Source organism: Pseudomonas sp. CAM1A (assembly GCF_047501685.1).
Classification (GTDB): Bacteria; Pseudomonadota; Gammaproteobacteria; order Pseudomonadales; family Pseudomonadaceae; genus Aquipseudomonas.
Genome location: NZ_JBFNXP010000001.1, coordinates 735,049 through 759,430 on the forward strand (window position 1 = coordinate 735,049; position 24,382 = coordinate 759,430).

Consider the following 24,382-nt stretch of genomic DNA (forward strand, 5'->3'; position numbering starts at 1 on the left):
TGAGGCAGGAGGGGGTGACGGGCCTTGGCCCGTCACCGGGGTATTACTCGAGAACCAGGATGGCGTCCATCTCGACCTGGGCACCCTTGGGCAGGGCGGCCACGCCGATGGCGGCGCGGGCCGGGTAGGGCTGCTCGAAGTAGCGGCCCATGATCTCGTTGACCTTGGCGAAGTGGCTCAGGTCGGTGAGGAAGATGTTCAGCTTGACGATGTCCTTGAACGAACCGCCAGCGGCTTCGGCCACCGACTTCAGGTTCTCGAACACCTGGACGGTCTGGGCTTCGAAGCCCTCGACCAGTTCCATGGTCTTCGGGTCGAGCGGGATCTGACCCGACATGTACACGGTGTTGCCGGCCTTGATCGCTTGCGAGTAAGTGCCGATGGCGGCTGGGGCCTTGTCGCTGGTGATGACGGTCTTGCTCATGATGACTCCTTGCGGTTGGCGGACTACGCACGCATCCGGGTGATGCGGACCACGCCGGTCAAGGTGCGCAGCTTCTTGATCACACGGGCCAGGTGTACACGGTCGTGCACGCTGACCACCAGTTGGACCACGCTGATACGGCCGTCGCGTTCGTCCATGCTGATTTTCTCGATGTTGCCGTCGGCGGCGTTGACGCTGCTGGCCAGCAGGGCGATCAGGCCGCGCTGGTGCTCCAGCTCGACGCGCAGCTCGACGTTGAACTCGCCGGTGATGTCCTTGGCCCAGGAGAGCTGCAGGCACTTCTCAGGGTTATGCCGGACTTCACTGATGTTGCGGCAGTCTTCCAGGTGCACGACCATGCCCTTGCCCGCCGACAGGTGGCCGACGATCGGATCGCCCGGGATCGGCGTGCAGCACTTGGCGTAGCTGAGCACCAGGCCCTCGGTGCCACGGATCGCCAGCGGGCCTTCCGGGGCCGGCAGTTGCTCGCCTTCGGCGGACAGCAGGCGGCGGGCGACCACGTAGGCCATGCGGTTGCCCAGGCCGATGTCTTCGAGCAGGTCCTCGACCAGCTCCAGGCGGTACTCGGTGAGGATCGCCTGGATGCGCTCCTGGGGGATCTTCTCCAGGCTGCTGTCGAAGCCAGTAAGTACCTTGTTCAGCAGGCGCTCGCCGAGGCTGATGGACTCGGAGCGGCGCTGCTGCTTGAGGGCGTGGCGGATATGCGTACGCGCCTTGCCGGTGACCACGAAGTTGAGCCAGGCCGGGTTCGGCCGGGCACCCGGGGCGCTGACGATCTCGACGGTGGAGCCGCTCTGCAGTGGCTCGGACAGCGGCGCCAGGCGGCGGTTGATGCGGCAGGCGATGCAGCTGTTGCCGACGTCGGTGTGCACCGCGTAGGCGAAGTCGACCGCGGTGGAGCCTTTGGGCAGCTCCATGATCCGGCCTTTGGGGGTGAAGACGTAGACCTCGTCCGGGAACAGGTCGATCTTCACGCTCTCGATGAATTCCAGCGAGTTGCCGGCGCGCTGCTGCAGTTCGAGGATGCCCTTGACCCACTGGCGGGCGCGGGCGTGGCTGCCTTTTGGCTGCTCTTCCTCGTTGGACTTGTACAGCCAGTGCGCGGCGATGCCGTTGTTGGCCATCTCTTCCATTTCGCGGGTGCGGATCTGGATTTCAATGGGCACGCCGTGCATGCCGAACAGCGTGGTGTGCAACGACTGGTAGCCGTTGGCCTTGGGGATCGCGATGTAGTCCTTGAAGCGGCCCGGCAGCGGCTTGTACAGGTTGTGCACGGCACCGAGCACGCGGTAGCAGGTGTCGACCTTGTCGACGATGATGCGGAAGGCGTACACGTCCATGATCTCGGTGAAGGCGCGGCGCTTGCCGCGCATCTTCTTGTAGATGCCATAGAGGTGTTTCTGCCGGCCGCTGACCTCGCCCTCGATGCCGTCGGCGGCCAGGCAGTTGGCCAGCGAGGTCTCGATTTTGGCGACGATTTCCTTGCGGTTGCCGCGCGCGGCCTTCACCGCCCGGTGGATCAGCGACGAACGCATCGGGTGCATGGCTTTGAAGCCGAGGTCCTCGAACTCCACGCGCACGGTGTGCATGCCCAGGCGATTGGCGATGGGGGCGTAGATCTCGAGGGTTTCCTTGGCGATGCGCCGGCGCTTTTCGCCGGAGAGCACTTCCAGGGTGCGCATGTTGTGCAGGCGGTCGGCCAGCTTGACCAGGATCACGCGGATATCGCGGGCCATGGCCATGGCCATCTTCTGGAAGTTTTCGGCCTGCGCCTCGGCCTTGGTCTCGAAGTTCATCTGGGTCAGCTTGCTGACCCCGTCGACCAGCTCGGCGACGGTCTCGCCGAATTGCTGGCTCAAGGCTTCCTTGGCGATGCCGGTGTCTTCGATCACGTCGTGCAGCATGGCCGCCATCAGGCTCTGATGGTCCATGTGCATGTCGGCAAGGATGCTGGCCACTGCCAGCGGATGGGTCACGTAGGGCTCGCCACTGCGGCGGCGCTGGCCATCGTGGGCCTGCTCGGCGTAGAAGTAGGCCCGCCGAACCAGGTTGACCTGTTCGGGGCCCAGATAGGTCGACAGCCGTTCGGCGAGGGCTTCTATACCCGGCATGGTTTCACCTCTTGCAGTAGAAGAGGGCCTTGCGCCGCACGGTGTCGACTGGGCATCAATCAGACGGCCTCGTTGTTCTCGTCCTCGAACGCGGCGAATACCGGATCCTCGGTGACGATCTCTTCGGCGGCGATGAACTCTGGCGTGACGATGCCTTCGGCGATTTCACGCAGGGCGACGACGGTAGGCTTGTCGTTTTCCCACGCAACGCGTGGCTCTTTGCCGCCGGTAGCCAACTGGCGGGCGCGCTTGGTCGAGAGCATGACCAGCTCAAAGCGGTTATCCACGTGTTCCAGGCAGTCTTCAACAGTTACGCGGGCCATGGTCTTCCTCAGTAGCAAATGCGGTTAGGCGTGCAGCCCAGAATGGGCAGGCGGACTCGATAGTTTAAAAAATCACCAGCCAATAGGGAAGGGCTGTTTTGTCGGGTGTACCTGTGGCGCCTTCATCACGAGGCTGCGTGGGAGCGGGCTTGCCCCGCGAAAAGGCCGATCCAGGCAACTGCAGCCAACCGCCGATACCCGACAATAGCGTGCCGTGCATCGCCGGCACAACCGCCCTTGGCGCGTTAACGCAACATTGCGTCGCGCAGGCGCGGGGTCAGCTCCTCGAACAGCGTCTGCACCGAGCGCAGGGCACGGCAATCGGGCCGCGTCAGCAGCCACAGCTGGGTGTCGCAGCCTGGCAGCGGGCCGCTCAGTGCCTCGACGCCGGGCAGGTCGTGGACCATGTAGTCGGGCAGCGCCGCCACGCCCAGACCGGTGGTCACCAGTTGGGCGATGGTCGACATGCCGCTGCACTGGTAACGCGGGATCAGGCCGGGATGCTGCTGGTTGCGCCAGACCACGGTGGCGTGGTCCTGCATGGAATCGTCGGGGGCGATCCAGGGCACGCTCAGGGGCGCCTCCTGCAGCCGCTCGCGCAGCGCCGGCTGGCCGCAGACCACATAGGAGGTTGAGCCCAGGCAGCGCCCGACAAGGTGCTCCGGCGGCGTGTTGGTCAGGCGCAGGGCGATGTCGGCATCGCGGCGGCTGAGGTTGGCGAAGGTGTTGGAGGTGCCCATCTCCAGCGACAACGCCGGGTAGTTGGGCATGAACTCGGCCAGCGCCGGCAGCAGCAGGCTGTGCAGCACGGCTTCGGTGCAGGTCAGGCGCACGGTGCCGCTGACCACCTGTTCGCCGCTGGTCAGGGCGATGCGCGCCGCATCCAGTGCCTGTTCGGCGCGCTCGGCCTGCTCGGCCAGGGCCTGGGCGGTGTCGGTGGGCAGGTAGCCTTTGCGGCTCTTGACGAACAAGGCGGTGCCCAGCGCCGACTCCAGCCGGCGGATCGAGCGGAACACCGTCGAAACGTCGACCTTGAGCAGTTCGGCAGCCTTGGCCAGCGAGCGGCCGCGCTCCAGTGCCAGGACCAGGGAAAGGTCCGCATGGGTGATCTGATATTGCATCGGTGCACGCTCTGCTTGCCAGAATGCCAATGTCTGTTGCGTTTTGGCCATTTTATAGTGGAACGGCACCCGGTAATCAATGCAGCCGGTCGGCAACCAGCCCCCAACGATGGGCCAGTGAAAAAAACAACAGCAGCACCATCGTCGCCCTCCAAGGCGTCATCCGCAGTTCCCACATCGCCGCTCCGAATCAAAGGATGTACAGCCATGACGTCGGTCTCCCCGTGCGCCAGTTCTTCCCGCGAGATGAATGAATTCCTGGATGCCCATCCGGATACCCAGTACGTCGACCTGCTGATCTCCGACATGAACGGCGTGGTGCGCGGCAAGCGCATCGAGCGCGCCAGCCTGCACAAGGTGTACGAGAAGGGCATCAACCTGCCGGCGTCGCTGTTTGCCCTGGATATCAACGGCTCGACCGTCGAGAGCACCGGGCTGGGCCTGGATATCGGCGACGCCGACCGTATCTGTTTGCCGATTCCCGGCACGCTGTGCGACGAGCCGTGGCAGAAGCGCCCGACCGCGCAGTTGCTGATGACCATGCACGAGCTGGACGGCGCGCCGTTCTTCGCCGACCCGCGGGAAGTGCTGCGTCAGGTGGTGAGCAAGTTCGACGACCTGGGTCTGGATATCTGCGCCGCGTTCGAGCTGGAGTTCTACCTGATAGACCAGGACAACCTCAACGGCCGCCCGCAGCCGCCGCGCTCGCCAATTTCGGGCAAGCGCCCGCAGTCGACCCAGGTGTACCTGATCGACGACCTCGACGAATACGCCGACTGCCTGCAGGACATGCTCGAAGCCGCCAAGGAGCAGGGCCTGCCGGCCGACGCCATCGTCAAGGAAAGCGCCCCGGCGCAGTTCGAGGTCAACCTGCACCACGTCGCCGACCCGCTGAAAGCCTGCGACTACGCGATCCTGCTCAAGCGCCTGATCAAGAACGTCGCCTACGACCATGAGATGGACTCCACCTTCATGGCCAAGCCCTACCCGGGCCAGGCGGGCAACGGCCTGCACGTGCACATTTCGTTGCTGGACAAGAAAACCGGCAAGAACATCTTCGCCCATGACGACCCGCTGCAAAGCGACACCCTGCGCCATGCCGTCGGCGGTGTGCTGGAAACCATGCCGGCATCGATGGCGTTCCTCTGCCCGAACATCAACTCGTACCGTCGCTTCGGTGCCCAGTTCTACGTGCCCAACGCGCCGAGCTGGGGCCTGGACAACCGTACCGTGGCCGTCCGCGTGCCGACCGACAGCAGCGAGAACGTGCGCATCGAACACCGTGTGGCCGGTGCCGACGCCAACCCGTACCTGATGCTTGCGGCGATCCTCGCCGGCATCCACCACGGCCTGACCAACAAGGTCGAGCCGGACGCGCCGATCGAAGGCAACTCGTACGAACAGTTGGAGCAGAGCCTGCCGAACAACCTGCGCGACGCCTTGCGCGCGCTGGATGACAGCGAAGTCCTTAACCAATACATCAGCCCGGACTACATCGACATTTTCGTGGCCTGCAAGGAGAGCGAGCTGGCCGAGTTCGAAGTGTCGATCTCCGACCTCGAGTACAACTGGTACCTGCACACGGTGTAAGCCCATGAGCGCAATTGCGGTCCCCTTGATCGGTGTCAGCGCCTGCCGCCAGCAGGTGGGGAAGAACTCGTCGCACACGGTGGGCGACAAGTATGTCGAGGCCGCGGGCTTTGCCGGGCTGCCGCTGATCCTGCCGGCCCGTGACGGCGGCAGCGACACGCAGGCGCTGCTGGCCAGGCTCGATGGCATTCTTTTTACCGGTTCGCCTTCAAATGTCGAGCCGCATCATTACAATGGCGCGCCCAGCGCGGAAGGCACCCGGCACGATCTTGCACGTGACCGCCTGACCTTGCCGCTGCTGCAGGCGGCCATTGCCGCGGGTGTGCCGGTGTTGTGCATCTGCCGTGGCTTCCAGGAACTGAACGTGGCCCTCGGTGGCAGCCTGCACCAACGGGTGCAGGAGTTGCCCGGCTACCTGGACCACCGCGAACCTGAGGACGCACCTTTGGAGGTGCAATACGGCCCTCGTCACCCCGTCGGCATACAGCCGGGTGGGATGTTCGAGCGCCTGGGCCTGGCTGCGCGGTTCGAGGTCAACTCGCTGCACAGCCAGGGTATCGACCGCCTGGCCCCGGGCCTGCGCGTCGAGGCACGGGCCCCGGATGGCCTGATTGAAGCGGTGTCGATGCCTGATGCGCCGGGCTTTGTACTCGGCGTGCAGTGGCACCCTGAATGGCGTTTCGCCGAAAACCCGGTTTCGCTGCGCCTGTTCGAGGCGTTCCGCGAGGCCTGCATTGCCCATGCTGCACGGGAGGGTGTGCGCCAGAAGACCCTCTGACGTCACCCGGTAGTCTCGGATGACCCACCCCGGCAGTGAGCTTTCAATGAGTGGAAGCGGGCCCTCTACGGCGGGCCTGTGAAAACAATTCCAATAGTTACGGCAAATACTCATGAGCGATTACACAGAAGCCGGCCGCCCACCCGACGTGGCGGCCGACTCGGGCAACACCCAGCGCAGCAAGGGCCTGGCCAAGGGCCGCCTCGGCCTGCTGGCCAGCGTGGTGCTGGGCATATCCACCATTGCACCGGTCTACACCCTGACTGGCGCGCTCGGCCCGACCGTGCGTGAAGTCGGCGCCCACTTGCCGGCGGTGTTCATCGTCGGCTTTCTGCCGATGCTGCTGGTCGCCCTGGGCTACCGCGAGCTGAACTCGGCGGAGCCCGACAGCGGCACGTCGTTCACCTGGTCGGCGCGGGCCTTCGGTCCGATGATCGGCTGGATCGGCGGCTGGGGGCTGGTGGTCGCCACCACCATCGTGCTGTCCAACCTGGCAGGCGTTGCGGTGGACTTCTTCTATCTGTTCCTGGCGCAGATCACCGGCAACCAGGAGCTGGCCGCGCTGGCGGACAACCTGCTGATCAACGTCAGCACCTGTTGCGTGTTCATCGCCCTGGCCGTGTGGATCTGCTGTCGCGGCATGGCCACCACCATGACGGTGCAGTACGGCCTGGTGGCCTTGCAGTTGCTGGTGCTGATCGGCTTCGCCTTTGCCGCGTTCGGCGAGACCACCGCGCCGCCGCCGCTGGCGTTCGACCTGGCCTGGTTCAACCCGTTCGGTGTCGAGTCGTTCTCGGCCTTTGCCGCCGGCCTGTCGTTGTCGATTTTCATTTTCTGGGGCTGGGACGTGTGCCTGACCGTCAGCGAAGAGTCGATCGGCAGCGATGAAGTGCCGGGCAAGGCGGCAACCTGGACCGTGCTGCTGATTCTCGGCCTGTACCTGCTCACCGCCATCGCCACCCTGCAATTTGCCGGGATCAGCGAGCACGGTCTGGGCCTTAACAACCCGCGCATCCAGGAGAACGTGTTCGCCCACCTGGCCGGGCCGGTCATGGGGCCGCTGGCGATCCTGATGTCGATCGCGGTGCTGGCCAGCACCGCCGCCTCGCTGCAGTCGACCTTCGTCTCGCCGGCGCGCACCCTGCTTGCCATGGGCTACTACGGCGCCGTGCCGCAACGCTTTGCCACGGTGTGCCCGCGTTCGCAGACGCCACGTTACGCGACCATCTGCGCCGGCATTGCCGCTGGCCTGTTCTACGTGACCATGCGGACCCTCAGCGAAAACGTGCTGGCCGACACCATCACCGCCCTGGGCATGATGATCTGCTTCTACTACTCGCTGACCGCCTTCGCCTGCGTGTGGTACTTCCGCCGCAGCCTGTTCGACAGTGTGCGCCACTTCTTCATGCGCGGCGTGTGCCCGCTGGTGGGTGGCCTGATCCTGTCGGTGATCTTCCTGCGCACGGCCATCGACAGCGCCTCGCCGGACTTCGGCAGCGGCTCGCATGTGGGTGGGTTGGGGCTGGTATTCGTGATCGCGGCGATCATCTCGGCGCTGGGCATCGTGCTGATGCTGCTGTCGCGCCTGCGGGCGCCAGCGTATTTCCTGGGGGCTACCCTGCGTCAGCAGGCGACCATTCAGTTGCAGGAATAACCCAGCCGGAACCCTCGCGGGGCAATCCCGCTCCCACGAGTCCGTGGGAGCGGGATTGCCCCGCGATGCTTTTTCAGCCGACCAGTTGTTTCAGCAGCGCCCCATGGCGCTGTTGCTGTTTCTTCAGCAGCAGGCGATTGGCCTTGAACACTGCCTTCATCTCTTCCAGTGCCACCGCGAAGTCATCGTTGATGATGACGTACTCATATTCGTCGTAGTGCACCATCTCGCTGACCGCTTCCTTCATGCGTCCGGCGATGATTTCCTCGCTGTCCTGGCCACGGCCGTCCAGACGTTGGCGCAGGGCCTCAAGGCTTGGCGGCAGGATGAAGATCGAACGTGCCTCGGGCATCAGCTTGCGTACCTGCTGGGCACCTTGCCAGTCGATCTCCAGAATCAGGTCGTAGCCCTGGTCGAGGGTTTCCTGCAGGGCGCTGCGTGAAGTGCCGTAGAAGTTGCCGAACACTTCGGCGTGCTCGAGGAAATCGCCCTGGGCGATCAGTGCCTTGAACTCTTCGTGGACGACGAAGTGATAGTTGACCCCGTGTTCCTCGCCCGGGCGCATGGCGCGGGTGGTGTGCGAGACCGAGACGCGTACGCGCTCGTCGTCCTTGATCAGGGCCGTGACCAGGCTGGTCTTGCCGGCGCCGGACGGGGCCGAGACGATGTAGAGGGTGCCGCTGCTGTGGTTCATGGTAGGGGTGGCCTTACTCGATGTTCTGTACTTGTTCACGCATCTGTTCGATCAGCACCTTCAGGTTGACTGCCGCCTGCGTGCTGCGTGGGTCGAATGCCTTGGAGCCAAGGGTGTTGGCTTCACGGTTGAGCTCCTGCATCAGGAAGTCCAGGCGCCGGCCGGCGGCGCCGCCCGACTTGAGCACCCGGCGCACCTCGGTGACGTGGGTGCTGAGGCGGTCCAGCTCTTCGGCGACGTCGCTTTTCTGCGCGAGCAAGACCATCTCCTGCTCGAGGCGCTGCGGGTCGAGCTCGGCCTTCATATCGCCGAAGCGGTCGAGGACCTTCTGCCGTTGCGCGGCCAGCATCTGCGGCACCAGGGTGCGCAGGGTGGCGACTTCGCCGGCCATGCTGTCCAGGCGCTCGTTGATCAGCCTGGCCAGTTCGGCGCCTTCGCGTTGGCGGCCGGCCTTGAGTTCGGTCAGGGCTTCGTCGAACAGTGCGATGGCTTCGGCGTTGAGCGCTTGCGGATCGGTGGCGTCGGCCACCAGCACGCCCGGCCAGGCCAGCACTTCCAGCGGGTTGAGTGGTGCCGGTTGCTTGATCAGGCTGGCGACGGTTTCGGCGGCGGCGACCAGTTGCGCGGCGCGTTCGCGATCGACCTGCAGTGGCTTGCCGGTGCTGTCCTCGCTCAGGCGCAGGGTGCACTCGACCTTGCCGCGCGAGAGGCCTTGGCGCAGGCCTTCGCGTACGGCACCTTCGAGGTCGCGCAGGGCCTCGGGCAGGCGCAGGTGGGGTTCGAGATAGCGGTGGTTGACCGAGCGCAGCTCCCAGACCAGGGTGCCTTGGCTGCCAGCGCGCTCGACACGAGCAAAAGCGGTCATGCTATGCACCATGGGGAGTACCTCGCGTATTCAGGTGAACGGGGAGCCTGTCGGCTGCAAGGCGCAGGATTGTAGCGCAGTGCGGCGCGGGCGCCCAATCCAGCCATGCTAACGGTCGCCCGGAAACCTGTCGGAAAACACGACAGGCTGCGCGCGCGACGACAGGCGTGCCTTCGTCGGGTGTCGGGCTCTATAATGCTCGGCAGATTCAAAGTCCCCGTACAGGTATTCCAGATGAAACGTCCAAGTGGTCGCGCCGCCGATCAGCTCCGCTCGATCCGCATTACCCGCAACTACACCAAGCACGCCGAAGGATCGGTTCTGGTCGAGTTCGGTGACACCAAGGTCATCTGCACGGTCAGCGTCGAGAACGGTGTTCCCCGCTTCCTCAAAGGCCAGGGCCAAGGTTGGCTGACCGCCGAGTACGGCATGCTGCCGCGCTCCACCGGCGAGCGTAACCAGCGCGAGGCCAGCCGTGGCAAGCAAGGCGGCCGCACCCTCGAGATCCAGCGCCTGATTGGCCGCTCCCTGCGCGCCGCGCTGGACATGAGCAAGCTCGGCGACATCACCCTGTACGTCGACTGCGACGTGATCCAGGCCGACGGCGGCACCCGCACCGCCTCGATCACCGGCGCCATGGTCGCCCTGTGCGACGCCCTGGCGGTGATCAAGAAGCGTGGCGGTCTCAAGGGTGGCAACCCGCTCAAGCACATGATCGCCGCAGTATCGGTGGGCATGTACCAGGGCGAGGCCGTGCTCGACCTCGACTACCTCGAGGACTCCGCCGCCGAGACCGACCTGAACGTGGTCATGACCAGCGCCGGTGGTTTCATCGAGGTACAGGGCACTGCCGAAGGCGCGCCGTTCCAGCCTGCCGACTTCAACGCCATGCTGGCGCTGGCGCAGAAGGGCATGGACGAAATCTTCGAATTGCAGAAGGCGGCGCTGGCCGACTGAGCAGACGCCAGGGAGGTGCGGGACATGAACGATTCGGATCTGCCGATCACCCCGCCCAGCGCCGATGTCCGGCAATGGGCGATGTTCTGCCACCTCTCGGCGCTTCTGGGGCTGGTGCTGCCCCTTGGGCATTTGCTGGGCCCGCTGGTGCTGTGGCACCTCAAGCGCGAGCAGGACCCGTTCATCGATGCCCAGGGCAAGGAGGCGCTGAACTTCCAGATCAGCGTGACCATCGCCGGCTTCGTCTGCTTCCTGCTGATGTTCGTGTTCATCGGCATTCTGCTGTTTGCCGTGCTGATGGTGGCGGTGCTGATCCTGATCATCCTGGCAGCGGTCAAGGCCAATGAAGGCAAGCCGTATCGCTATCCCTTCATCTGGCGGCCGATCAGATAGACGCAAAAAAGCCGACCCGATGGTCGGCTTTTTTGTGCGTGCCATCCTCAGATGGTCAGCGTCCAGTCATAGTCCACGATCAGCGGCGCGTGCTGGGAGAAGCGCGGCTGGCGCGGCAGGCGGGCGTTGCGCACGAAGCGGCGCAGGCCTGGGGTGAGGATCTGGTAGTCGAACCGGTAACCCAGGTTGAGCATCTCGGCCTGCTCGTTGTCCGGCCACCAGCTGTACTGGTCGCCTTCACGGCTGACTTCGCGCAGGGCATCGACATAGCCCATGTCGCCGACGATGGCGTCCATCCAGGCGCGCTCGGGTGGCAGGAAACCCGGCGACTGCTGGCTGTCACGCCAGTTCTTGATGTCGAGCTTCTGCTGCGCCACGTAGAACGAGCCGCAGTAGATGTACTCGCGACGCTTGCGGCGCTGCTTGTCCAGGTACTTGGCGAAGTCGTCCATCAACTTGAACTTCTGGTTCAAGTCTTCGTCGCCGTTCATGCCCGAAGGCAGCAACAGGCTGGCAATACTGACTTTGTCGAAATCTGCTTGCAGATAACGCCCGTAGCGGTCGGCTGTCTCGAAGCCCAGGCCGGTGATGACTGCCTTGGGCTGCATGCGCGAGTAAAGTGCCACGCCACCTTGGGTGGGCACCTCCGCGTCGCAGGCGTAAAGGAAATAGCCATCGAGCTGGAAAGCTGGGTCGTCGAGTTCAAAGGCCGAGGCGCGGGTATCCTGAAGGCAGATGACGTCGGCATTCTGGGCTTGTAGCCAGCTGAGCAATCCACGCTCGGCCGCAGCCTGAATGCCATTTACGTTCACACTGATGATCCGCATAAATGGCCCCAAAAATCTCGTGCGTGTATGATACCCGAGCTCAACACATTTAGCTAAATCCGTGGTGTCCGGGACCTTTCATGCAGCCGTATCAGCGCGACTTCATCCGTTTTGCCATCGATCGCGGCGTTCTGCGCTTCGGTGAGTTCACCCTGAAATCGGGGCGTACCAGCCCGTACTTCTTCAATGCCGGCCTGTTCAATACCGGGTCCGCCCTGGCGCAGCTGGGGCGTTGCTACGCGGCGGCCATCGTCGACAGCAAGATCCCCTTCGACGTGCTGTTCGGCCCGGCCTACAAGGGCATCCCCCTGGCGGCGGCCACTGCCGTGGCCCTGGCCGAGCAGCACCAGCTGGACGTGCCGTGGTGCTTCAACCGCAAGGAAGCCAAGGACCATGGGGAGGGCGGCAGCCTGGTCGGCGCCCCGCTGGCCGGCGACGTGCTGATCATCGACGACGTGATCACCGCCGGCACTGCCATCCGCGAAGTGATGCAGATCATCAACGCCCAGCAGGCCAAGGCGGCCGGTGTGCTGATCGCGCTGAACCGCGAAGAACGTGGCAATGGCGAGCTTTCGGCGATCCAGGAAGTCGAGCGCGACTTCGGCATCCCGGTCGTGAGCATCGTCTCGCTGACCCAGGTGCTGGAATTCCTGGCTGACGACCCGCAGCTCAAGCAGCACCTGCCGGCGGTCGAAGCCTACCGCGCCCAGTACGGCATCTGACCGGCCCGCGGCGCATGAAAAAGGCGACCTTCGGGTCGCCATTTTCATGCCTGTGGTTCAGCGGCGGTTCGGGKAAGGGTCCTGCACGGCATCACCGACGCCGGKGAGGATCTTCCAGCCACGCTTGGGGTGGGTGCCGGGGGTAAAGTCAGGGCAGGGGGGCATCGAGGTCTTGCCCTGGTTGGAGTACTTGCGTCCGCAGTCGGCGCATTCGTAGCTGCCTGCGGAAACATCACTGCCATATTTGACCAGTTCTTTCTGCATCGCTGTATCTCCGATGGGGTGGAGTTGGAATGCTAGTCGGCTGGCAGAGATGCGTGTTGTAGTGCCTGTCCGTGCTGGCGGTAGGATATTTCCGAACGGCAAAAGAAAGGCGGCCCTTGGGCCGCCTGCGCATCGTGTCAGTCTGTGCCGTACTTCGGCGAACGTGGCCCGTAGAGGATCCCGCCGTTCGGGTAGGGCGTCAGCAAGCGTGCGCTGGTCATCCCGGCGATCGGGTAGCCGGCGTCATCCTGCACGCTGCTGATGATCTGGTTGATGGCCGCCGCCACCAGCATGCCGATCAGGCCACCCTGGTTCTGCTTGCCTTCCTCGCTGGAGGCCGTGGCGCTGCCGGTCCACAAGGTGGCGCCGGTCTTCAGGTCGACCAGTTTGGCGCTGGCGGTGACGATGGTCGCGCTGCTCAGCACCATGTAACGCGTGCCGTAGTCGCTGACGGTCACGTACAGGCCGGCGTCGGCGCCGAAGATCTCGTTCAGCTTGGTCGTGGGCAACTGGTGGATATCGGCCGGCGTGGTCAGGCCGTTCTGGCGGAAGGTTTCATCCACCAGCGCCACCGGCATCACGTAGTAGCCGGCCTCGGCCAGCGGATAGGTGACCTGGGACAGCATGCTGTAGGTGGCCTTGACGTCGGGCGACTCGTTCAGCGGTGGCAGGATCAGGATCGACTTCGGTCGGCTCTGTTTGTAGGCCGAATAGTCGATGCTCTTGCGCTCGGCGCAGCCGGCGAACAGTACCAGCACGCAGGCGCCGACGATCAGTTGGGTCAGGCGCTTGATCATTGCTTGGCCCCCTTGCTGGCGTTGCTCATCAGGAAGTCCATATAGGCCGCCGACTCGGGGAACAGCGCTTTTTCGGTACGGAACTGCTGGATCATCTGGTCATCCTTGCCCAGGCTGGAGTACAGCAGGCCCAGCTGCGCGTGGTAGCCCGGCGGCACGGCGCCGTTCTTGGCCTTGATCTTCTCCAGGTCGCGCTCCAGGGCGGTGGCCTGTTCTTCCTTGGCGTCACCCTTGAGGTAGCCGTACACCTGGGGCTGGTAGCTTTCCCACTGGTACAGGGTCTTGGGTGAATTGCAGCCGGCCAGCAGGACGCTGCCCAGCAGCAGCCCGGCGACGGTGCGCCAGGCCGGGTAGGTGATGCTCATCGAACGGTCTTCCTTGTCGTGTTGTGCTTGTTATTGCGCTTGTGGCTTCCATTGGCCGCTTTCGACTGCGCCCACCAGTTTGTTGACGGCTTCGCGCATGGCCAGGTCGAGCACTTTGCCGTTGAGGGTCGAGTCGTAGCTGGCGGTGCCGCCGAAACCGATGACTTCACGGTTGGACAGGGCGTACTCACCGGCGCCCTGGCTCGAATAGACCACTTCGGAGGTGCTGATGTTGACGATGTTGAGGGCGACCTTGGCGTAGGCGATCTGGGTCTTGCCGCGGCCGAGGATGCCGAACAGCTGGTGATCGCCGACTTCCTTGCGGCCGAACTCGGTGACGTCGCCGGTCACCACGAAGTCGGCGCCCTTCAGGCGCTGGGCCTGGCCCTTGATGGCAGCTTCCTGCTGGATTTCGCCCATGTTGTCGCGGTCCAGCACGTTGAACCGGTTGGTTTGCTGCAGGTGGGTGATGAGGATGGTCTTGGCCTGGCCGCCGAGACGGTCGACGCCATCGGAGAAGATGCCGCGCATGTAGCTGGAGCGGTTGTCGAACTTGCCCACGGCGATCGGTGTGCGCACGCCGCTGTAGGGGCGGTTGACGCTTTCGACCTGTTGCACGGCAACAGCGGTAGAGGTTTCGGTAGCACAGCCGGCGAGGGACCCGACAGCCAGGGCGGCTGCCAGCACGAGTCCATGTGATGCGTATTTCACGCGTGTTCTCCAGGTAAATAGAAACTATTTGCAATGAGCGTGCATTCTGCCACGTTGTTTCGGCAGATTACCGGGATTCTTGATGGTCAAATATGAAGAATGATGGCTTTGAGCCATCTTTTTGCGTGTGTGCAATTACCCATCGCGGGGCAAGGCTGCTCCCACTGTCATGCGTGGGTACGGCCTTGCCCCGCGAAGGGCTGGTAGGGTCAGCGTGGCTTGCGGTTGCTGATCAGCGTGCCCACGCCGCTGTCGGTGAAGATCTCCAGCAGCACGGCATTCGGCACGCGGCCGTCGATGATGTGCGAGGTGTTGACGCCGCCCTGGACTGCGTCCAGTGCGCACTTGATCTTCGGCAGCATGCCGCCGTAGATGGTGCCGTCGGCGATCAGTTCGTTGACCTGCTCGGTGCTCAGCCCGGTGAGGACTTCGCCCTGCTTGTCCATCAGGCCGGCGATATTGGTCAGCAGCATCAGCTTCTCGGCCTTCAGCGCCTCGGCCACCTTGCCGGCCACCAGGTCGGCGTTGATGTTGTACGACTCGCCGTTGGCGCCCACGCCGATCGGCGCGATCACCGGGATGAAGTCACCCTTGACCAGCATGTTCAGCAGGTCGGTGTTGACGCTGACGACCTCGCCGACATGGCCGATGTCGATGATTTCCGGGGTGGTCATCTCCGGAGTCTGGCGGGTGACGGTGAGCTTCTTGGCGCGGATCAGCTCAGCATCCTTGCCAGTGAGGCCGATGGCGCTGCCGCCGTGGCGGTTGATCAGGTTGACGATGTCCTTGTTCACCTGGCCGCCCAAGACCATCTCCACCACGTCCATGGTCGCCGCGTCGGTGACGCGCATGCCATCGATGAAGTGGCTGTCGATCGACAGGCGCTTGAGCAGGTCGCCGATCTGCGGCCCGCCACCGTGCACCACCACCGGGTTGATGCCCACGGCCTTCATCAGCACGATGTCCCGAGCGAAGCCGGTCTTGAGCTCCTCGCTCTCCATCGCGTTGCCGCCGTACTTGATCACCAGGGTCTTGCCGACGAAGCGGCGGATGTAAGGCAGTGCTTCGGACAAAACCTCGGCTACATGGGAAGCGGCATCGCGATCGAGGGTCATGCAGGGCTCCAGGTAAGGAACGGATAGTCGTCAGAACGGCAGTTGCAGGCCTGGTTGGACGCGCAGCAACTGCGTGCGGAATACAGCCTTGATTCGGTCGAGTTCTGCGGCGCTGTCGGCTTCGAAGCGCAGCACCAGCACCGGTGTGGTGTTGGAGGCGCGAACCAGGCCCCAGCCGTGGAGATAGTCGACCCGTACACCGTCGATGGTGGTCAGGTTGGCTTCGCCCCAGTCGGCGTCGCGTTGCAGTGCATCAATGATGCTGAATTTACCCTCGTCGGTCACATCAATGTTGATTTCCGGCGTGGAAATATCATTGGGGAACGCGGCGAACAGGCTTTCGGCGTCCTGCCCGGCCTTGCTGAGGATCTCCAGCAGGCGCGCGGCGCTGTAGATGCCGTCGTCGAAACCGTACCAGCGCTCCTTGATGAAGATGTGTCCGCTCATCTCGCCGGCCAGCAGCGAGCCGGTCTGTTTCATCTTCTTCTTGATCAGCGAGTGGCCGGTCTTCCACATCAGCGCGCGGCCACCGTGCTGTTCGATCAGCGGGGTCAGGCGGCGCGTGCATTTGACGTCGAAGATGATCTCGGCGCCCGGGTTGCGCGACAGCACGTCCTGGGCGAACAGCATCAGCAGGCGGTCGGGGTAGACGATGCTGCCGGTGTTGGTCACCACACCCACGCGATCACCGTCGCCGTCGAAGGCCAGGCCGATATCGGCGCCGGTTTCCTTCACCTTGGCGATCAGGTCTTCCAGGTTCTCGGGCTTGCCCGGGTCCGGGTGGTGGTTGGGGAAGTTGCCGTCGACTTCGCAGAACAGCGGGATGACGTCGCAGCCCAGCGCTTCGATCAGTTGCGGAGCGACCACGCCGGCCGCGCCGTTGCCGCAGTCGACCACCACCTTCAGACGCTTGGCCAGTTTCACGTCGGCGACGATCTGCTGGAAGTAGCGCTCAAGGATCTCGACCTTTTCCATGCGGCCATCGCCACGGGTCAGGTCATTGGTCTTCAGGCGGGTCAGCAGGGCCTGGATCTGCTCATTGGCCAGGGTGTCGCCGGCGATGACGATCTTGAAACCGTTGTAGTCCGACGGGTTGTGGCTGCCGGTGAGCATCACGCCCGATTTGCCGGCCAGCACATTGGCCGCGTAGTACAGCGCCGGGGTCGGCACCAGGCCGACATCGCTGACCTGGCAACCGGCGTCGACCAGGCCTTTGATCAGTTGCTCGACCAGCATCGGGCCGGACAGGCGGCCATCGCGGCCGACCGAGATCTGTGGCTCGCCCTGGGCGAGAGTCTGGGCGCCGATGGCGCGACCGATCCAGTAGGCGGTCTCGGCATGCAGGGTCTTGCCGACCACGCCGCGAATGTCATAGGCGCGGAAGATGCTGTCGGGCAGTGCGGGGACCAGCTGGGCCATGTCGTTCATCTCTGGGACTCCAAGTATTCAAAGGCTTCTGGGCAGGCACAAACTGAACGCTTGGACGGTGGTTTCGCCGCAGAGTTCGCCATCCATGGCCCGAACGGTCTGTCGTCGGCTCAGCGGGTACCCGAATGGCCGAAGCCGCCGGCACCGCGCTGGGTCTCGTCGAACTGCTCGACGATATCGAAGTGCGCCTGCACCACCGGCACCAGGATCAGCTGCGCGATGCGTTCGCCGACGGTGATGGTGAACGGCGTGTTGCCACGGTTCCAGCAGGACACCATCAGCTCGCCCTGGTAGTCCGAGTCGATCAGACCGACCAGGTTGCCCAACACGATGCCGTGCTTATGGCCCAGGCCCGAGCGCGGCAGGATCATGGCCGCCAGGCCCGGGTCGCCGATGTACACCGACAGGCCGGTGGGGATCAGCAGGGTCTGGCCCGGCTCGAGGACGGTGTCCTCCTTGAGCAGGGCACGCAGGTCGAGGCCGGCGGAGCCTGGGGTGGCGTACTGTGGCAGCGGGAATTCGCTGCCCAGGCGTGGGTCGAGGATCTTGGCTTGAAGAGCGTGCATGTAACTTATTGAACCTGGTTGAGCCGTTCGGCGATGAAGGCGACCAACTGGCGGGCAATCTTGCCTTTGCTGGTCTGCGCGAAGAGGGTTTGATGCTGCTGCCGGTCGATCACGGTCAGGGCGTTTTCCTCGCTGTTGAAGCCGATGCTGGGGTTGGCCACATCATTGGCGACGATCAGGTCGAGGTTCTTGTCCTTGAGCTTGCGCGTGGCGTAGTCGAGCAGGTGCTCGGTCTCGGCGGCGAAGCCGACGCTGAACGGGCGGTCGGCGCGGCCGGCAATGGTCGCAAGGATATCGGGATTGCGCACCATCTGCAGCAGCATGCCGTCGCCGGTGGTGGGATCTTTCTTGAGCTTCTGCGGGGCGACCACCTCAGGACGGTAGTCCGCGACTGCGGCCGAGGCGATGAACAGGTCGCACGGCATCGCTGCTTCACACGCCGCGAGCATGTCCCGCGCGCTCACCACGTCGATGCGGCTGACCCGGTCAGGTGTCTGCAGATGAACCGGGCCGGTGACGAGGGTCACCCGGGCCCCGGCTTCGGCGGCGGCCTCGGCCAGGGCGAAGCCCATCTTCCCTGAACTATGGTTGGTGATGTAGCGCACCGGGTCGATGTTCTCTTGCGTGGGGCCGGCGGTGATCAGTACGTGCTTGCCGGTCAGCGCCTGGCGCTTGAAGCTTTCGGCGGCGCACCAGGCCAGGTCGGTGGCTTCGAGCATGCGGCCCAGGCCCACGTCGCCACAGGCCTGGCTGCCGGAAGCCGGGCCGAATACCTGGATGCCTCGGCTTTTCAGCAGCTCGAGGTTGGCCTGGGTCGCCGGGTCGCGCCACATGGCCTGGTTCATCGCCGGGGCGACTGCCACGGTGGCGTCGGTGGCCAGCACCAGGGTGGTCAGCAGGTCGTCGGCCATGCCCTGGGCCATGCGCGCCATCAGGTCGGCGGTGGCCGGGGCGATCAGCACCAGGTCGGCCCACTTGGCCAGTTCGATGTGGCCCATGGCCGCTTCGGCGGCGGGGTCGAGCAGGTCCAGGTGCACCGGGTGGCCGGACAGCGCCTGCAGCGTGAGCGGGGTGATGAACTCGGCGCCACCACGGGTCATGACCACGCGCACCTGCGCGCCGTGTTCCAGGAGTCGGCGAATCAGCTCGGCGCTCTTGTAGGCGGCGATGCCGCCACCCACGCCGAGAACGATGCGCTTGCGATACAACCGCTGCATAGGCCTTGCCTTATTCCAGTGAAAGCGGGTGGCGACGACAGCTGCCTGCGGCAGATCGTCGCATTTTCGAAGCGAACTAGATTAACACAGCGCCCAAAGGGGCCGTAGTGGCAGGCGAGGAGGGGAAATGAACATCAGGGAGTGGCCGGCTGAAGAACGGCCGAGGGAGAAGTTGTTGCAGCGTGGGGCGGCGATCCTGTCGGATGCGGAATTGCTGGCGGTACTGCTGGGGTCTGGGGTTGCCGGGCGCAATGTGCTCGACCTGGCGCGTGGGCTGCTGGCGAAATTCGGCGGGCTGCGGCAGTTCCTCGAGGCGGATCGGGCCATGGTACTGCGCGAGCCTGGCCTGGGGCCGGTGCGGTATGCGCAGTTGCAGGCATTGCTGGAAATAGGCAGGCGCTACCTGGACGAACACATCGAGCGTGCGTCGGTCCTGGAGAGCCCGGCCTCGGTGAGGCGCTATCTCAAGTCCATGCTGCGGCACGAGTCCAGCGAGGTGTTCGGCTGCCTGTTCCTGGACACCAAGCATCGGCCGTTGGCGTTCGAGATACTGTTCCGTGGCACCATCGACCGCGCGAGTATCTACCCCCGCGAGGTCGTCCGGCGCTCATTGCTGCACAATGCGGCTGCACTGATCCTTTGCCACAACCATCCGTCGGGCATATGCGAGCCGAGCCAGGATGATGTGCACTTGACGTTGATGCTCAAGCGCTCGCTGGCGCTGATCGATGTGCGGGTGATGGACCATGTCATCGTGGGTGATGGCGAGCCGTTGTCGATGGTCGAGCATGGATGGCTGGTCGGTTAGGCATCGCGGGGCAAGCTCGCTTTCAAAATGATTGTGGGCTTGCCTCGCGATAGGGCGTCAGCGGTTGACTGAGACCTTGCTGAAATCCTGCCGCCCGAACGGACTCACCTGATAACCCTGTACGTCCTGGCGCAGCAGCGCGGCCGCCGTCGGATGCGCCAGCGGCAGCCACAGCGCCTGCTGCTGGATCAGCGTCTGGGCCTGCTGGTACAGCCGGCTGCGCACGCTCTGGTCGTTGGTGGTGCGTCCGGCGTTGATCAGCTGGTCCAGGCGGTTGTCGCAGAACCGTGCGAAGTTGGTCCCGGACTTGACCGCGGCGCAGGAAAACTGCGGGCTGAGGAAGTTGTCCGGGTCACCGTTGTCTCCGGCCCAGCCCATGAACAATAGGTCGTGTTCGCCGGCCTTGGCGCGGCGGATCAGCTCGCCCCACTCGATAGTGCGGATCTCGGCTTTGATGCCAATTTTCGCAAGGTCGGCCTGCAGCATCTGTGCGCCCAGGCTGGGGTTGGGGTTGAGCAGGCTGCCCGACGGGCGGGTCCAGATGGTGGTCTCGAAACCCTTGGCCAGGCCGGCCTTGGCCAGCAGTGCCTTGGCTTTCTTGTGATCGAGCGTGTAGCCCGGCAGGTCCTTGGCGTAGCTCCAGGTATTCGGCGGATAGGGACCGTTGGCGGCGGTGGCGGTGTCTTCGAACACGGCCTTGAGGTAGGCCGGCTTGTCGAAGGCCAGGTTGATGGCCTGGCGCACTTCAGGCTTGTCCAGTGGCGGGTGCTGGCTGTTGATGGCGACGAAGGCGGTCATGAATGCCGGGGTGGTGGCGACCTTGAGGTTGCCGTCCTTGCCGGCCTCGGCGATGTCCAGCGGCTTGGGCGACAGGGCCACCTGGCATTCGCCGCGCCTGATCTTTTGCAGGCGTACGTTGGCGTCCGGGGTGATGGCGTAGATCAGCGGGTCGATCGACGGCTTGCCGGCGAAATAGTCAGGGTTGGCGCGGTAACGCACCACGGCGTCTTTCTGGAAACGCTGGAAGACGAACGGGCCGGTGCCCACTGGCTGGTTGTTGAGTTTCTCGGGGGTGCCGGCCTTGAGCAGTTTGTCGGCATACTCGGCGGAGTAGATCGAGGCAAAGCCCATGCTCAGGGTGGCCAGGAAAGTGGCGTCGGCGTGGGTCAGGGTGAAGCGCACGGTGTGCGGCTCGGGTGCGTCGATGGCCTTGATCAGGCTGCCCAGTTGCAGAGATTGGGCATGCGGGTAGCCGCCCGGGGCGGTCTTGTGCCAGGCGTGGGCCGGGTAGAGCATGCGCTGGAAGCTGAACAGCACGTCGTCGGCGTCCAGTTCGCGGGTCGGCTTGAAGTAGGCGGTGGTGTGAAACTTCACGTCCGAGCGCAGCTTGAAGTCGTAGACCAGGCCGTCAGGCGACACCGTCCAGCTTTGCGCCAGGCTCGGCACCACCTTGCCCTCGGCGGCGTCGAACTCGACCAGGCGGTTCATCAGCACGTCGGCCGAGGCGTTGGTGGTGGTCAGCGAGTTGTACTGCACCACGTCGAAGCCTTCGGGGCTGGCTTCGGTGCACACCGACAGCGCTGCGGCCTGGGCAAGGCCCGCGGCGCACAGGGTGGTGAACAGGAGGGAAAGGGCGGCGGCACGCATGGTGACTCCTTGGCTGGTCGGTGGCCCATCTGCCGGTGCAGTCTGGAAAATTGAGGAAATGTCCTACCCTAGTGCGGGCATGGGCAAATGACCACACCCTTTCGCATTAATTCGGCGACGGGCGGTCGACAGCTTGCCGCCCCAGTCGTTATGCTGCCCAGGCGCGCTCGGCCCGACCGGAACTCTCATATTCTGTTGTTGTGGCGGAGTCTTTCTGGTATAAAGCAGCGCTCTTTTCTAGGGGCTCGGTCTGTCGCGTAAGCGCACCCGGCCGATAAGACCCCCGGGAACACGGCGCCTTGGCGCCATTGACTGAGAGATTAAGCGGCCAACCCATGCCGGGTTGGGCATGTGGTTTTAGAGGGCTGAGGCATGTCGAGAGTCTGTCAAGTTACCGGTAAGGGTCCGGTAACTGGGAACAATATTTCCCACGCAAACAACAAAACCCGTCGTCGTTTCCTGCCGAACCTGCAGCACCACCGTTTCTGGGTTGAGTCCGAGAAGCGCTTCGTGCGTCTGCGCGTTTCCGCCAAAGGCATGCGTATCATCGACAAGCGCGGCATCGATGCCGTTCTGGTCGACATCCGTCGCGCTGGCGCCAAGGTTTAAAGGAGAACATCATGCGTGAATTGATCCGTCTGGTTTCGAGTGCCGGTACCGGCCACTTCTACACCACCGACAAGAACAAGCGCACCACTCCGGACAAGATCGAGATCAAGAAGTACGATCCGGTCGTCCGCAAGCACGTGGTGTACAAGGAAGCCAAGATCAAGTAATTGATCGGCAGCCTGAAAAAACCCGCAACCGCAAGGTGGCGGGTTTTTTTATGCCTGCAGCAAAGCCATCGCGGGGCCTGCATAAAAGCGGGGCCCCACGATTGGTTTTATTTCTGCTCGAACATCACATAGATCTTGCGGCATGGCTCCAGCACTTCCCAGGTGCCCTTGAAGCCTGCGGGAATCACAAAGCGATCGCCGGCACGCAGGGTCTTGGCGCCACCGTCCTGGTCGCGCAGCACCGACACACCCTGCACGATTTCGCAGTACTCGTGCTCGGTGTAGTTCACCGTCCACTGGCCCACCTCGCCTTCCCAGACGCCGGCGGCGAACTGCCCGCACGGGCTGGCGTAGTGGTTGTAGACAGCCTGGTCAGGCTCGCCCTTGAGGATTTTCTCCGCTGCCGGGCGGTAGCGTTCGGCTTCGGTCAGAACCTGGGCAAAGTCGACGATGCTGGTGATACTCATGGTGGTTACCCTGTTGTTGTTTAATAAAATGAACATCAGTAGGCATTTGAGCCGTTGGTGTCAAATATATTGATAGTTTGCCCGCCCTGGTTTAGGGTGGCAGGTGCCCGTGTGCCTCGTCACCCGGCCAGAATTTCTGACAGCGCCCGTGAGTCCTCAGTGCGGCGTTGCACCTTAACAAGAGAGGAGTTTCCTATGACCACCCTGACTCGTGCGGACTGGGAACAGCGTGCCCAGCAACTGAAGATCGAAGGCCGCGCCTTCATCAACGGCGAATACACCGATGCCGCATCCGGTGAAACCTTCGACTGCCTGAGCCCGGTGGACGGACGCTTCCTGGCCAAGGTCGCCAGCTGCGACCTGGCCGACGCCAACCGCGCTGTCGACAACGCCCGCGCCGTGTTCGAATCCGGCGCCTGGTCGCGCCTGGCCCCGGCCAAGCGCAAGGCCAAGCTGATCCGCTTCGCCGACTTGCTGCGCAAGAACGTCGAGGAGCTGGCCCTGCTCGAAACCCTCGACATGGGCAAGCCGATCGGTGACTCCTCCACCATCGATATCCCGGGGGCGGCCCAGGCCATCCACTGGACCGCCGAAGCCATCGACAAAGTCTACGACGAAGTCGCGCCGACCCCGCACGACCAGCTCGGCCTGGTGACCCGCGAACCCGTGGGTGTGGTCGGTGCCATCGTACCGTGGAACTTCCCGCTGCTGATGGCCTGCTGGAAGCTGGGCCCAGCCCTGGCCACCGGCAACTCCATCGTGCTCAAACCGTCCGAAAAATCGCCGCTGACCGCGATCCGCATCGCCCAGCTGGCCATCGAGGCCGGTATTCCGGCTGGCGTGCTGAACGTGCTGCCAGGCTACGGCCACACCGTGGGCAAGGCCCTGGCCCTGCACATGGACGTCGACACCCTGGTGTTCACCGGTTCGACCAAGATCGCCAAGCAGCTGATGGTCTATGCCGGTGAGTCGAACATGAAGCGTGTCTGGCTGGAAGCCGGTGGCAAGAGCCCGAACATCGTCTTCGCCGACGCCCCTGACCTGCAGGCCGCCGCCGAGGCCGCCGCCAGCGCCATCGCCTTCAACCAGGGCGAAGTCTGCACCGCAGGTTCGCGCCTGCTGGTCGAGCGCTCGATCAAGGACAAGTTCCTGCCCATGGTGGTCGAGGCCCTCAAGGCCTGGAAACCGGGCAACCCGCTGGACCCGGCAACCACCGTCGGCGCACTGGTCGACACCCAGCAGATGAACACCGTGCTGTCGTACATTGAGGCCGGCCATCAGGATGGCGCCAAGCTGCTGGCTGGTGGCAAGCGTACCCTTGAGGAGAGCGGCGGCACCTACGTCGAGCCGACCATCTTCGACGGCGTGACCAACGCCATGAAGATCGCCAAGGAAGAGATCTTCGGCCCGGTACTGTCGGTGATCACCTTCGACACCGCCGAAGAGGCCGTGGCCATCGCCAACGACACGCCATACGGCTTGGCGGCGGGCATCTGGACCGCGGACATCTCCAAGGCGCACAAGACCGCCCGCGCCGTGCGCGCCGGCAGTGTCTGGGTCAACCAGTACGACGGTGGCGACATGACCGCGCCGTTCGGTGGCTTCAAGCAGTCGGGCAACGGCCGTGACAAGTCGCTGCACGCGCTGGAGAAGTACACCGAGCTGAAGGCGACCTGGATCAAGTTGTAATCAGGTAGCGCCTTTTCGCGGGGCAAGCCCGCTCCCACGTGAATCGTGGGAG

General features: G+C 64.0%; 26 protein-coding genes and 1 pseudogene. 10 read left to right on the forward strand and 17 right to left on the reverse strand.

What is annotated here, in order from left to right:
• Positions 1-43: 43 nt before the first annotated feature.
• From ABZO33_RS03420 to ABZO33_RS03435, 4 genes are all read right to left on the reverse strand, one after another.
• Positions 44-424, reverse strand: a complete 381-nt coding sequence (locus ABZO33_RS03420; RefSeq protein ID WP_028689951.1) for a RidA family protein — start codon at positions 422-424, stop codon at positions 44-46.
• Positions 425-447: 23 nt separating this feature from the next.
• Complete coding sequence (gene spoT, locus ABZO33_RS03425) at positions 448-2,556, reverse strand: bifunctional GTP diphosphokinase/guanosine-3',5'-bis pyrophosphate 3'-pyrophosphohydrolase (protein WP_046857592.1); 2,109 nt, start codon at positions 2,554-2,556, stop codon at positions 448-450.
• A gap of 59 nt (positions 2,557-2,615) precedes the next feature.
• Complete coding sequence (gene rpoZ, locus ABZO33_RS03430; RefSeq protein WP_008091595.1) at positions 2,616-2,879, reverse strand: DNA-directed RNA polymerase subunit omega; 264 nt, start codon at positions 2,877-2,879, stop codon at positions 2,616-2,618.
• A 245-nt stretch (positions 2,880-3,124) separates the two neighbouring features.
• Positions 3,125-4,000 carry a LysR family transcriptional regulator gene (locus ABZO33_RS03435; protein ID WP_414534845.1) on the reverse strand — a complete coding sequence of 292 codons (876 nt, stop codon included), beginning with the start codon at positions 3,998-4,000 and terminating at the stop codon, positions 3,125-3,127.
• Positions 4,001-4,207: 207 nt separating this feature from the next.
• On the opposite strand from ABZO33_RS03435, the gene ABZO33_RS03440 reads away from it, so the two are divergent.
• The 3 genes from ABZO33_RS03440 to ABZO33_RS03450 all read left to right on the forward strand — a co-directional run bounded on the left by ABZO33_RS03440 (position 4,208) and on the right by ABZO33_RS03450 (position 8,022).
• On the forward strand, positions 4,208-5,590 hold the full coding sequence (locus ABZO33_RS03440) for a glutamine synthetase family protein (RefSeq protein WP_414534846.1): 1,383 nt from the start codon (positions 4,208-4,210) through the stop codon (positions 5,588-5,590).
• A gap of 4 nt (positions 5,591-5,594) precedes the next feature.
• Positions 5,595-6,368 (forward strand): gamma-glutamyl-gamma-aminobutyrate hydrolase family protein, encoded by a 774-nt coding sequence (locus ABZO33_RS03445; RefSeq protein ID WP_023631274.1) that lies wholly within the window; start codon positions 5,595-5,597, stop codon positions 6,366-6,368.
• A gap of 112 nt (positions 6,369-6,480) precedes the next feature.
• Positions 6,481-8,022 carry an APC family permease gene (locus ABZO33_RS03450; protein WP_414534847.1) on the forward strand — a complete coding sequence of 514 codons (1,542 nt, stop codon included), beginning with the start codon at positions 6,481-6,483 and terminating at the stop codon, positions 8,020-8,022.
• A 73-nt stretch (positions 8,023-8,095) separates the two neighbouring features.
• On the opposite strand, the gene gmk is transcribed toward ABZO33_RS03450, so the two are convergent.
• A complete protein-coding gene (gene gmk, locus ABZO33_RS03455) occupies positions 8,096-8,716 on the reverse strand; it encodes a guanylate kinase (RefSeq protein WP_414534848.1) in 621 nt (206 codons plus the stop codon).
• Positions 8,717-8,729: 13 nt separating this feature from the next.
• Complete coding sequence (locus tag ABZO33_RS03460) at positions 8,730-9,593, reverse strand: YicC/YloC family endoribonuclease (RefSeq protein WP_038707059.1); 864 nt, start codon at positions 9,591-9,593, stop codon at positions 8,730-8,732.
• A gap of 222 nt (positions 9,594-9,815) precedes the next feature.
• Between ABZO33_RS03460 and rph the strand changes: the two genes are divergently transcribed.
• Both rph and ABZO33_RS03470 read left to right on the forward strand, forming a co-directional pair.
• Positions 9,816-10,538 carry a ribonuclease PH gene (gene rph, locus ABZO33_RS03465; protein ID WP_046857587.1) on the forward strand — a complete coding sequence of 241 codons (723 nt, stop codon included), beginning with the start codon at positions 9,816-9,818 and terminating at the stop codon, positions 10,536-10,538.
• Positions 10,539-10,562: 24 nt separating this feature from the next.
• Entirely contained in the window at positions 10,563-10,931 is a 369-nt protein-coding gene (locus ABZO33_RS03470) for a DUF4870 domain-containing protein (RefSeq protein WP_414534849.1), read from the forward strand.
• A 47-nt stretch (positions 10,932-10,978) separates the two neighbouring features.
• Here the strand turns inward: ABZO33_RS03470 and ABZO33_RS03475 are convergent, their stop codons facing one another.
• Positions 10,979-11,758 (reverse strand): exodeoxyribonuclease III, encoded by a 780-nt coding sequence (locus ABZO33_RS03475; protein ID WP_023629898.1) that lies wholly within the window; start codon positions 11,756-11,758, stop codon positions 10,979-10,981.
• Positions 11,759-11,838: 80 nt separating this feature from the next.
• Here ABZO33_RS03475 and pyrE point away from each other — a divergent pair, with 80 nt between their 5' ends.
• On the forward strand, positions 11,839-12,480 hold the full coding sequence (pyrE, locus tag ABZO33_RS03480; protein WP_011536401.1) for an orotate phosphoribosyltransferase: 642 nt from the start codon (positions 11,839-11,841) through the stop codon (positions 12,478-12,480).
• A 57-nt stretch (positions 12,481-12,537) separates the two neighbouring features.
• Here the strand turns inward: pyrE and ABZO33_RS03485 are convergent, their stop codons facing one another.
• The 8 genes and pseudogenes from ABZO33_RS03485 to coaBC all read right to left on the reverse strand — a co-directional run bounded on the left by ABZO33_RS03485 (position 12,538) and on the right by coaBC (position 18,943).
• A complete protein-coding gene (locus ABZO33_RS03485) occupies positions 12,538-12,744 on the reverse strand; it encodes a hypothetical protein (protein WP_414534850.1) in 207 nt (68 codons plus the stop codon).
• Between the two features lie 137 nt (positions 12,745-12,881).
• The gene (locus ABZO33_RS03490; protein ID WP_414534851.1) at positions 12,882-13,541 is read right to left on the reverse strand and encodes a DUF799 domain-containing protein; all 660 of its coding nucleotides are present in this window, start codon (positions 13,539-13,541) and stop codon (positions 12,882-12,884) included.
• The gene (locus tag ABZO33_RS03495) at positions 13,538-13,906 is read right to left on the reverse strand and encodes a DUF4810 domain-containing protein (RefSeq protein ID WP_414534852.1); all 369 of its coding nucleotides are present in this window, start codon (positions 13,904-13,906) and stop codon (positions 13,538-13,540) included. The genes ABZO33_RS03490 and ABZO33_RS03495 overlap by 4 nt, the downstream gene beginning before the upstream one ends.
• A 30-nt stretch (positions 13,907-13,936) precedes the next feature.
• Positions 13,937-14,617, reverse strand: coding sequence for a CsgG/HfaB family protein (locus ABZO33_RS03500; protein ID WP_414534853.1), 681 nt, complete (start codon positions 14,615-14,617; stop codon positions 13,937-13,939).
• Positions 14,618-14,826: 209 nt separating this feature from the next.
• A complete protein-coding gene (gene argB, locus ABZO33_RS03505; RefSeq protein ID WP_414534854.1) occupies positions 14,827-15,732 on the reverse strand; it encodes an acetylglutamate kinase in 906 nt (301 codons plus the stop codon).
• Positions 15,733-15,762: 30 nt separating this feature from the next.
• A pseudogene (locus ABZO33_RS03510) lies at positions 15,763-17,136 on the reverse strand (phosphomannomutase/phosphoglucomutase); the annotation flags it as partial.
• Between the two features lie 134 nt (positions 17,137-17,270).
• Complete coding sequence (gene dut, locus ABZO33_RS03515; protein ID WP_134689201.1) at positions 17,271-17,726, reverse strand: dUTP diphosphatase; 456 nt, start codon at positions 17,724-17,726, stop codon at positions 17,271-17,273.
• Between the two features lie 5 nt (positions 17,727-17,731).
• Positions 17,732-18,943, reverse strand: coding sequence for a bifunctional phosphopantothenoylcysteine decarboxylase/phosphopantothenate--cysteine ligase CoaBC (gene coaBC, locus ABZO33_RS03520; protein ID WP_217867663.1), 1,212 nt, complete (start codon positions 18,941-18,943; stop codon positions 17,732-17,734).
• Positions 18,944-19,070: 127 nt separating this feature from the next.
• Between coaBC and radC the strand changes: the two genes are divergently transcribed.
• Complete coding sequence (radC, locus tag ABZO33_RS03525) at positions 19,071-19,751, forward strand: RadC family protein (RefSeq protein WP_414534855.1); 681 nt, start codon at positions 19,071-19,073, stop codon at positions 19,749-19,751.
• Between the two features lie 57 nt (positions 19,752-19,808).
• Here the strand turns inward: radC and ABZO33_RS03530 are convergent, their stop codons facing one another.
• Positions 19,809-21,398, reverse strand: coding sequence for an ABC transporter substrate-binding protein (locus ABZO33_RS03530; RefSeq protein WP_414534856.1), 1,590 nt, complete (start codon positions 21,396-21,398; stop codon positions 19,809-19,811).
• Positions 21,399-21,770: 372 nt separating this feature from the next.
• Between ABZO33_RS03530 and rpmB the strand changes: the two genes are divergently transcribed.
• Together rpmB and rpmG are read left to right on the forward strand one after the other, a co-directional pair.
• The gene (gene rpmB / locus ABZO33_RS03535) at positions 21,771-22,007 is read left to right on the forward strand and encodes a 50S ribosomal protein L28 (protein ID WP_023629974.1); all 237 of its coding nucleotides are present in this window, start codon (positions 21,771-21,773) and stop codon (positions 22,005-22,007) included.
• Between the two features lie 11 nt (positions 22,008-22,018).
• Positions 22,019-22,174 (forward strand): 50S ribosomal protein L33, encoded by a 156-nt coding sequence (gene rpmG / locus ABZO33_RS03540; RefSeq protein WP_003253507.1) that lies wholly within the window; start codon positions 22,019-22,021, stop codon positions 22,172-22,174.
• Between the two features lie 107 nt (positions 22,175-22,281).
• Here the strand turns inward: rpmG and ABZO33_RS03545 are convergent, their stop codons facing one another.
• Positions 22,282-22,641 (reverse strand): cupin domain-containing protein, encoded by a 360-nt coding sequence (locus ABZO33_RS03545; RefSeq protein ID WP_046857580.1) that lies wholly within the window; start codon positions 22,639-22,641, stop codon positions 22,282-22,284.
• 195 nt (positions 22,642-22,836) lie between these two features.
• On the opposite strand from ABZO33_RS03545, the gene ABZO33_RS03550 reads away from it, so the two are divergent.
• A complete protein-coding gene (locus ABZO33_RS03550; protein ID WP_414534857.1) occupies positions 22,837-24,330 on the forward strand; it encodes an aldehyde dehydrogenase in 1,494 nt (497 codons plus the stop codon).
• Positions 24,331-24,382: the final 52 nt, after the last annotated feature.

Excerpts from the sequence above, each read along its gene's own strand:
- ABZO33_RS03450 (WP_414534847.1), top strand. The coding sequence starts at position 6,481 with ATGAGCGATTACACAGAAGCCGGCCGCCCACCCGACGTGGCGGCCGAC.
- argB (WP_414534854.1), bottom strand. The coding sequence starts at position 15,732 with ATGACCCTCGATCGCGATGCCGCTTCCCATGTAGCCGAGGTTTTGTCC.
- coaBC (WP_217867663.1), bottom strand. The coding sequence starts at position 18,943 with ATGCAGCGGTTGTATCGCAAGCGCATCGTTCTCGGCGTGGGTGGCGGC.
- ABZO33_RS03460 (WP_038707059.1), bottom strand. The coding sequence starts at position 9,593 with ATGGTGCATAGCATGACCGCTTTTGCTCGTGTCGAGCGCGCTGGCAGC.
- rpoZ (WP_008091595.1), bottom strand. The coding sequence starts at position 2,879 with ATGGCCCGCGTAACTGTTGAAGACTGCCTGGAACACGTGGATAACCGC.
- ABZO33_RS03550 (WP_414534857.1), top strand. The coding sequence starts at position 22,837 with ATGACCACCCTGACTCGTGCGGACTGGGAACAGCGTGCCCAGCAACTG.
- rph (WP_046857587.1), top strand. The coding sequence starts at position 9,816 with ATGAAACGTCCAAGTGGTCGCGCCGCCGATCAGCTCCGCTCGATCCGC.
- ABZO33_RS03470 (WP_414534849.1), top strand. The coding sequence starts at position 10,563 with ATGAACGATTCGGATCTGCCGATCACCCCGCCCAGCGCCGATGTCCGG.
- ABZO33_RS03530 (WP_414534856.1), bottom strand. The coding sequence starts at position 21,398 with ATGCGTGCCGCCGCCCTTTCCCTCCTGTTCACCACCCTGTGCGCCGCG.
- ABZO33_RS03545 (WP_046857580.1), bottom strand. The coding sequence starts at position 22,641 with ATGAGTATCACCAGCATCGTCGACTTTGCCCAGGTTCTGACCGAAGCC.
- dut (WP_134689201.1), bottom strand. The coding sequence starts at position 17,726 with ATGCACGCTCTTCAAGCCAAGATCCTCGACCCACGCCTGGGCAGCGAA.
- ABZO33_RS03435 (WP_414534845.1), bottom strand. The coding sequence starts at position 4,000 with ATGCAATATCAGATCACCCATGCGGACCTTTCCCTGGTCCTGGCACTG.
- ABZO33_RS03475 (WP_023629898.1), bottom strand. The coding sequence starts at position 11,758 with ATGCGGATCATCAGTGTGAACGTAAATGGCATTCAGGCTGCGGCCGAG.
- radC (WP_414534855.1), top strand. The coding sequence starts at position 19,071 with ATGAACATCAGGGAGTGGCCGGCTGAAGAACGGCCGAGGGAGAAGTTG.
- ABZO33_RS03445 (WP_023631274.1), top strand. The coding sequence starts at position 5,595 with ATGAGCGCAATTGCGGTCCCCTTGATCGGTGTCAGCGCCTGCCGCCAG.
- ABZO33_RS03420 (WP_028689951.1), bottom strand. The coding sequence starts at position 424 with ATGAGCAAGACCGTCATCACCAGCGACAAGGCCCCAGCCGCCATCGGC.
- ABZO33_RS03495 (WP_414534852.1), bottom strand. The coding sequence starts at position 13,906 with ATGAGCATCACCTACCCGGCCTGGCGCACCGTCGCCGGGCTGCTGCTG.
- rpmG (WP_003253507.1), top strand. The coding sequence starts at position 22,019 with ATGCGTGAATTGATCCGTCTGGTTTCGAGTGCCGGTACCGGCCACTTC.
- pyrE (WP_011536401.1), top strand. The coding sequence starts at position 11,839 with ATGCAGCCGTATCAGCGCGACTTCATCCGTTTTGCCATCGATCGCGGC.
- ABZO33_RS03490 (WP_414534851.1), bottom strand. The coding sequence starts at position 13,541 with ATGATCAAGCGCCTGACCCAACTGATCGTCGGCGCCTGCGTGCTGGTA.
- rpmB (WP_023629974.1), top strand. The coding sequence starts at position 21,771 with ATGTCGAGAGTCTGTCAAGTTACCGGTAAGGGTCCGGTAACTGGGAAC.
- ABZO33_RS03440 (WP_414534846.1), top strand. The coding sequence starts at position 4,208 with ATGACGTCGGTCTCCCCGTGCGCCAGTTCTTCCCGCGAGATGAATGAA.
- gmk (WP_414534848.1), bottom strand. The coding sequence starts at position 8,716 with ATGAACCACAGCAGCGGCACCCTCTACATCGTCTCGGCCCCGTCCGGC.
- spoT (WP_046857592.1), bottom strand. The coding sequence starts at position 2,556 with ATGCCGGGTATAGAAGCCCTCGCCGAACGGCTGTCGACCTATCTGGGC.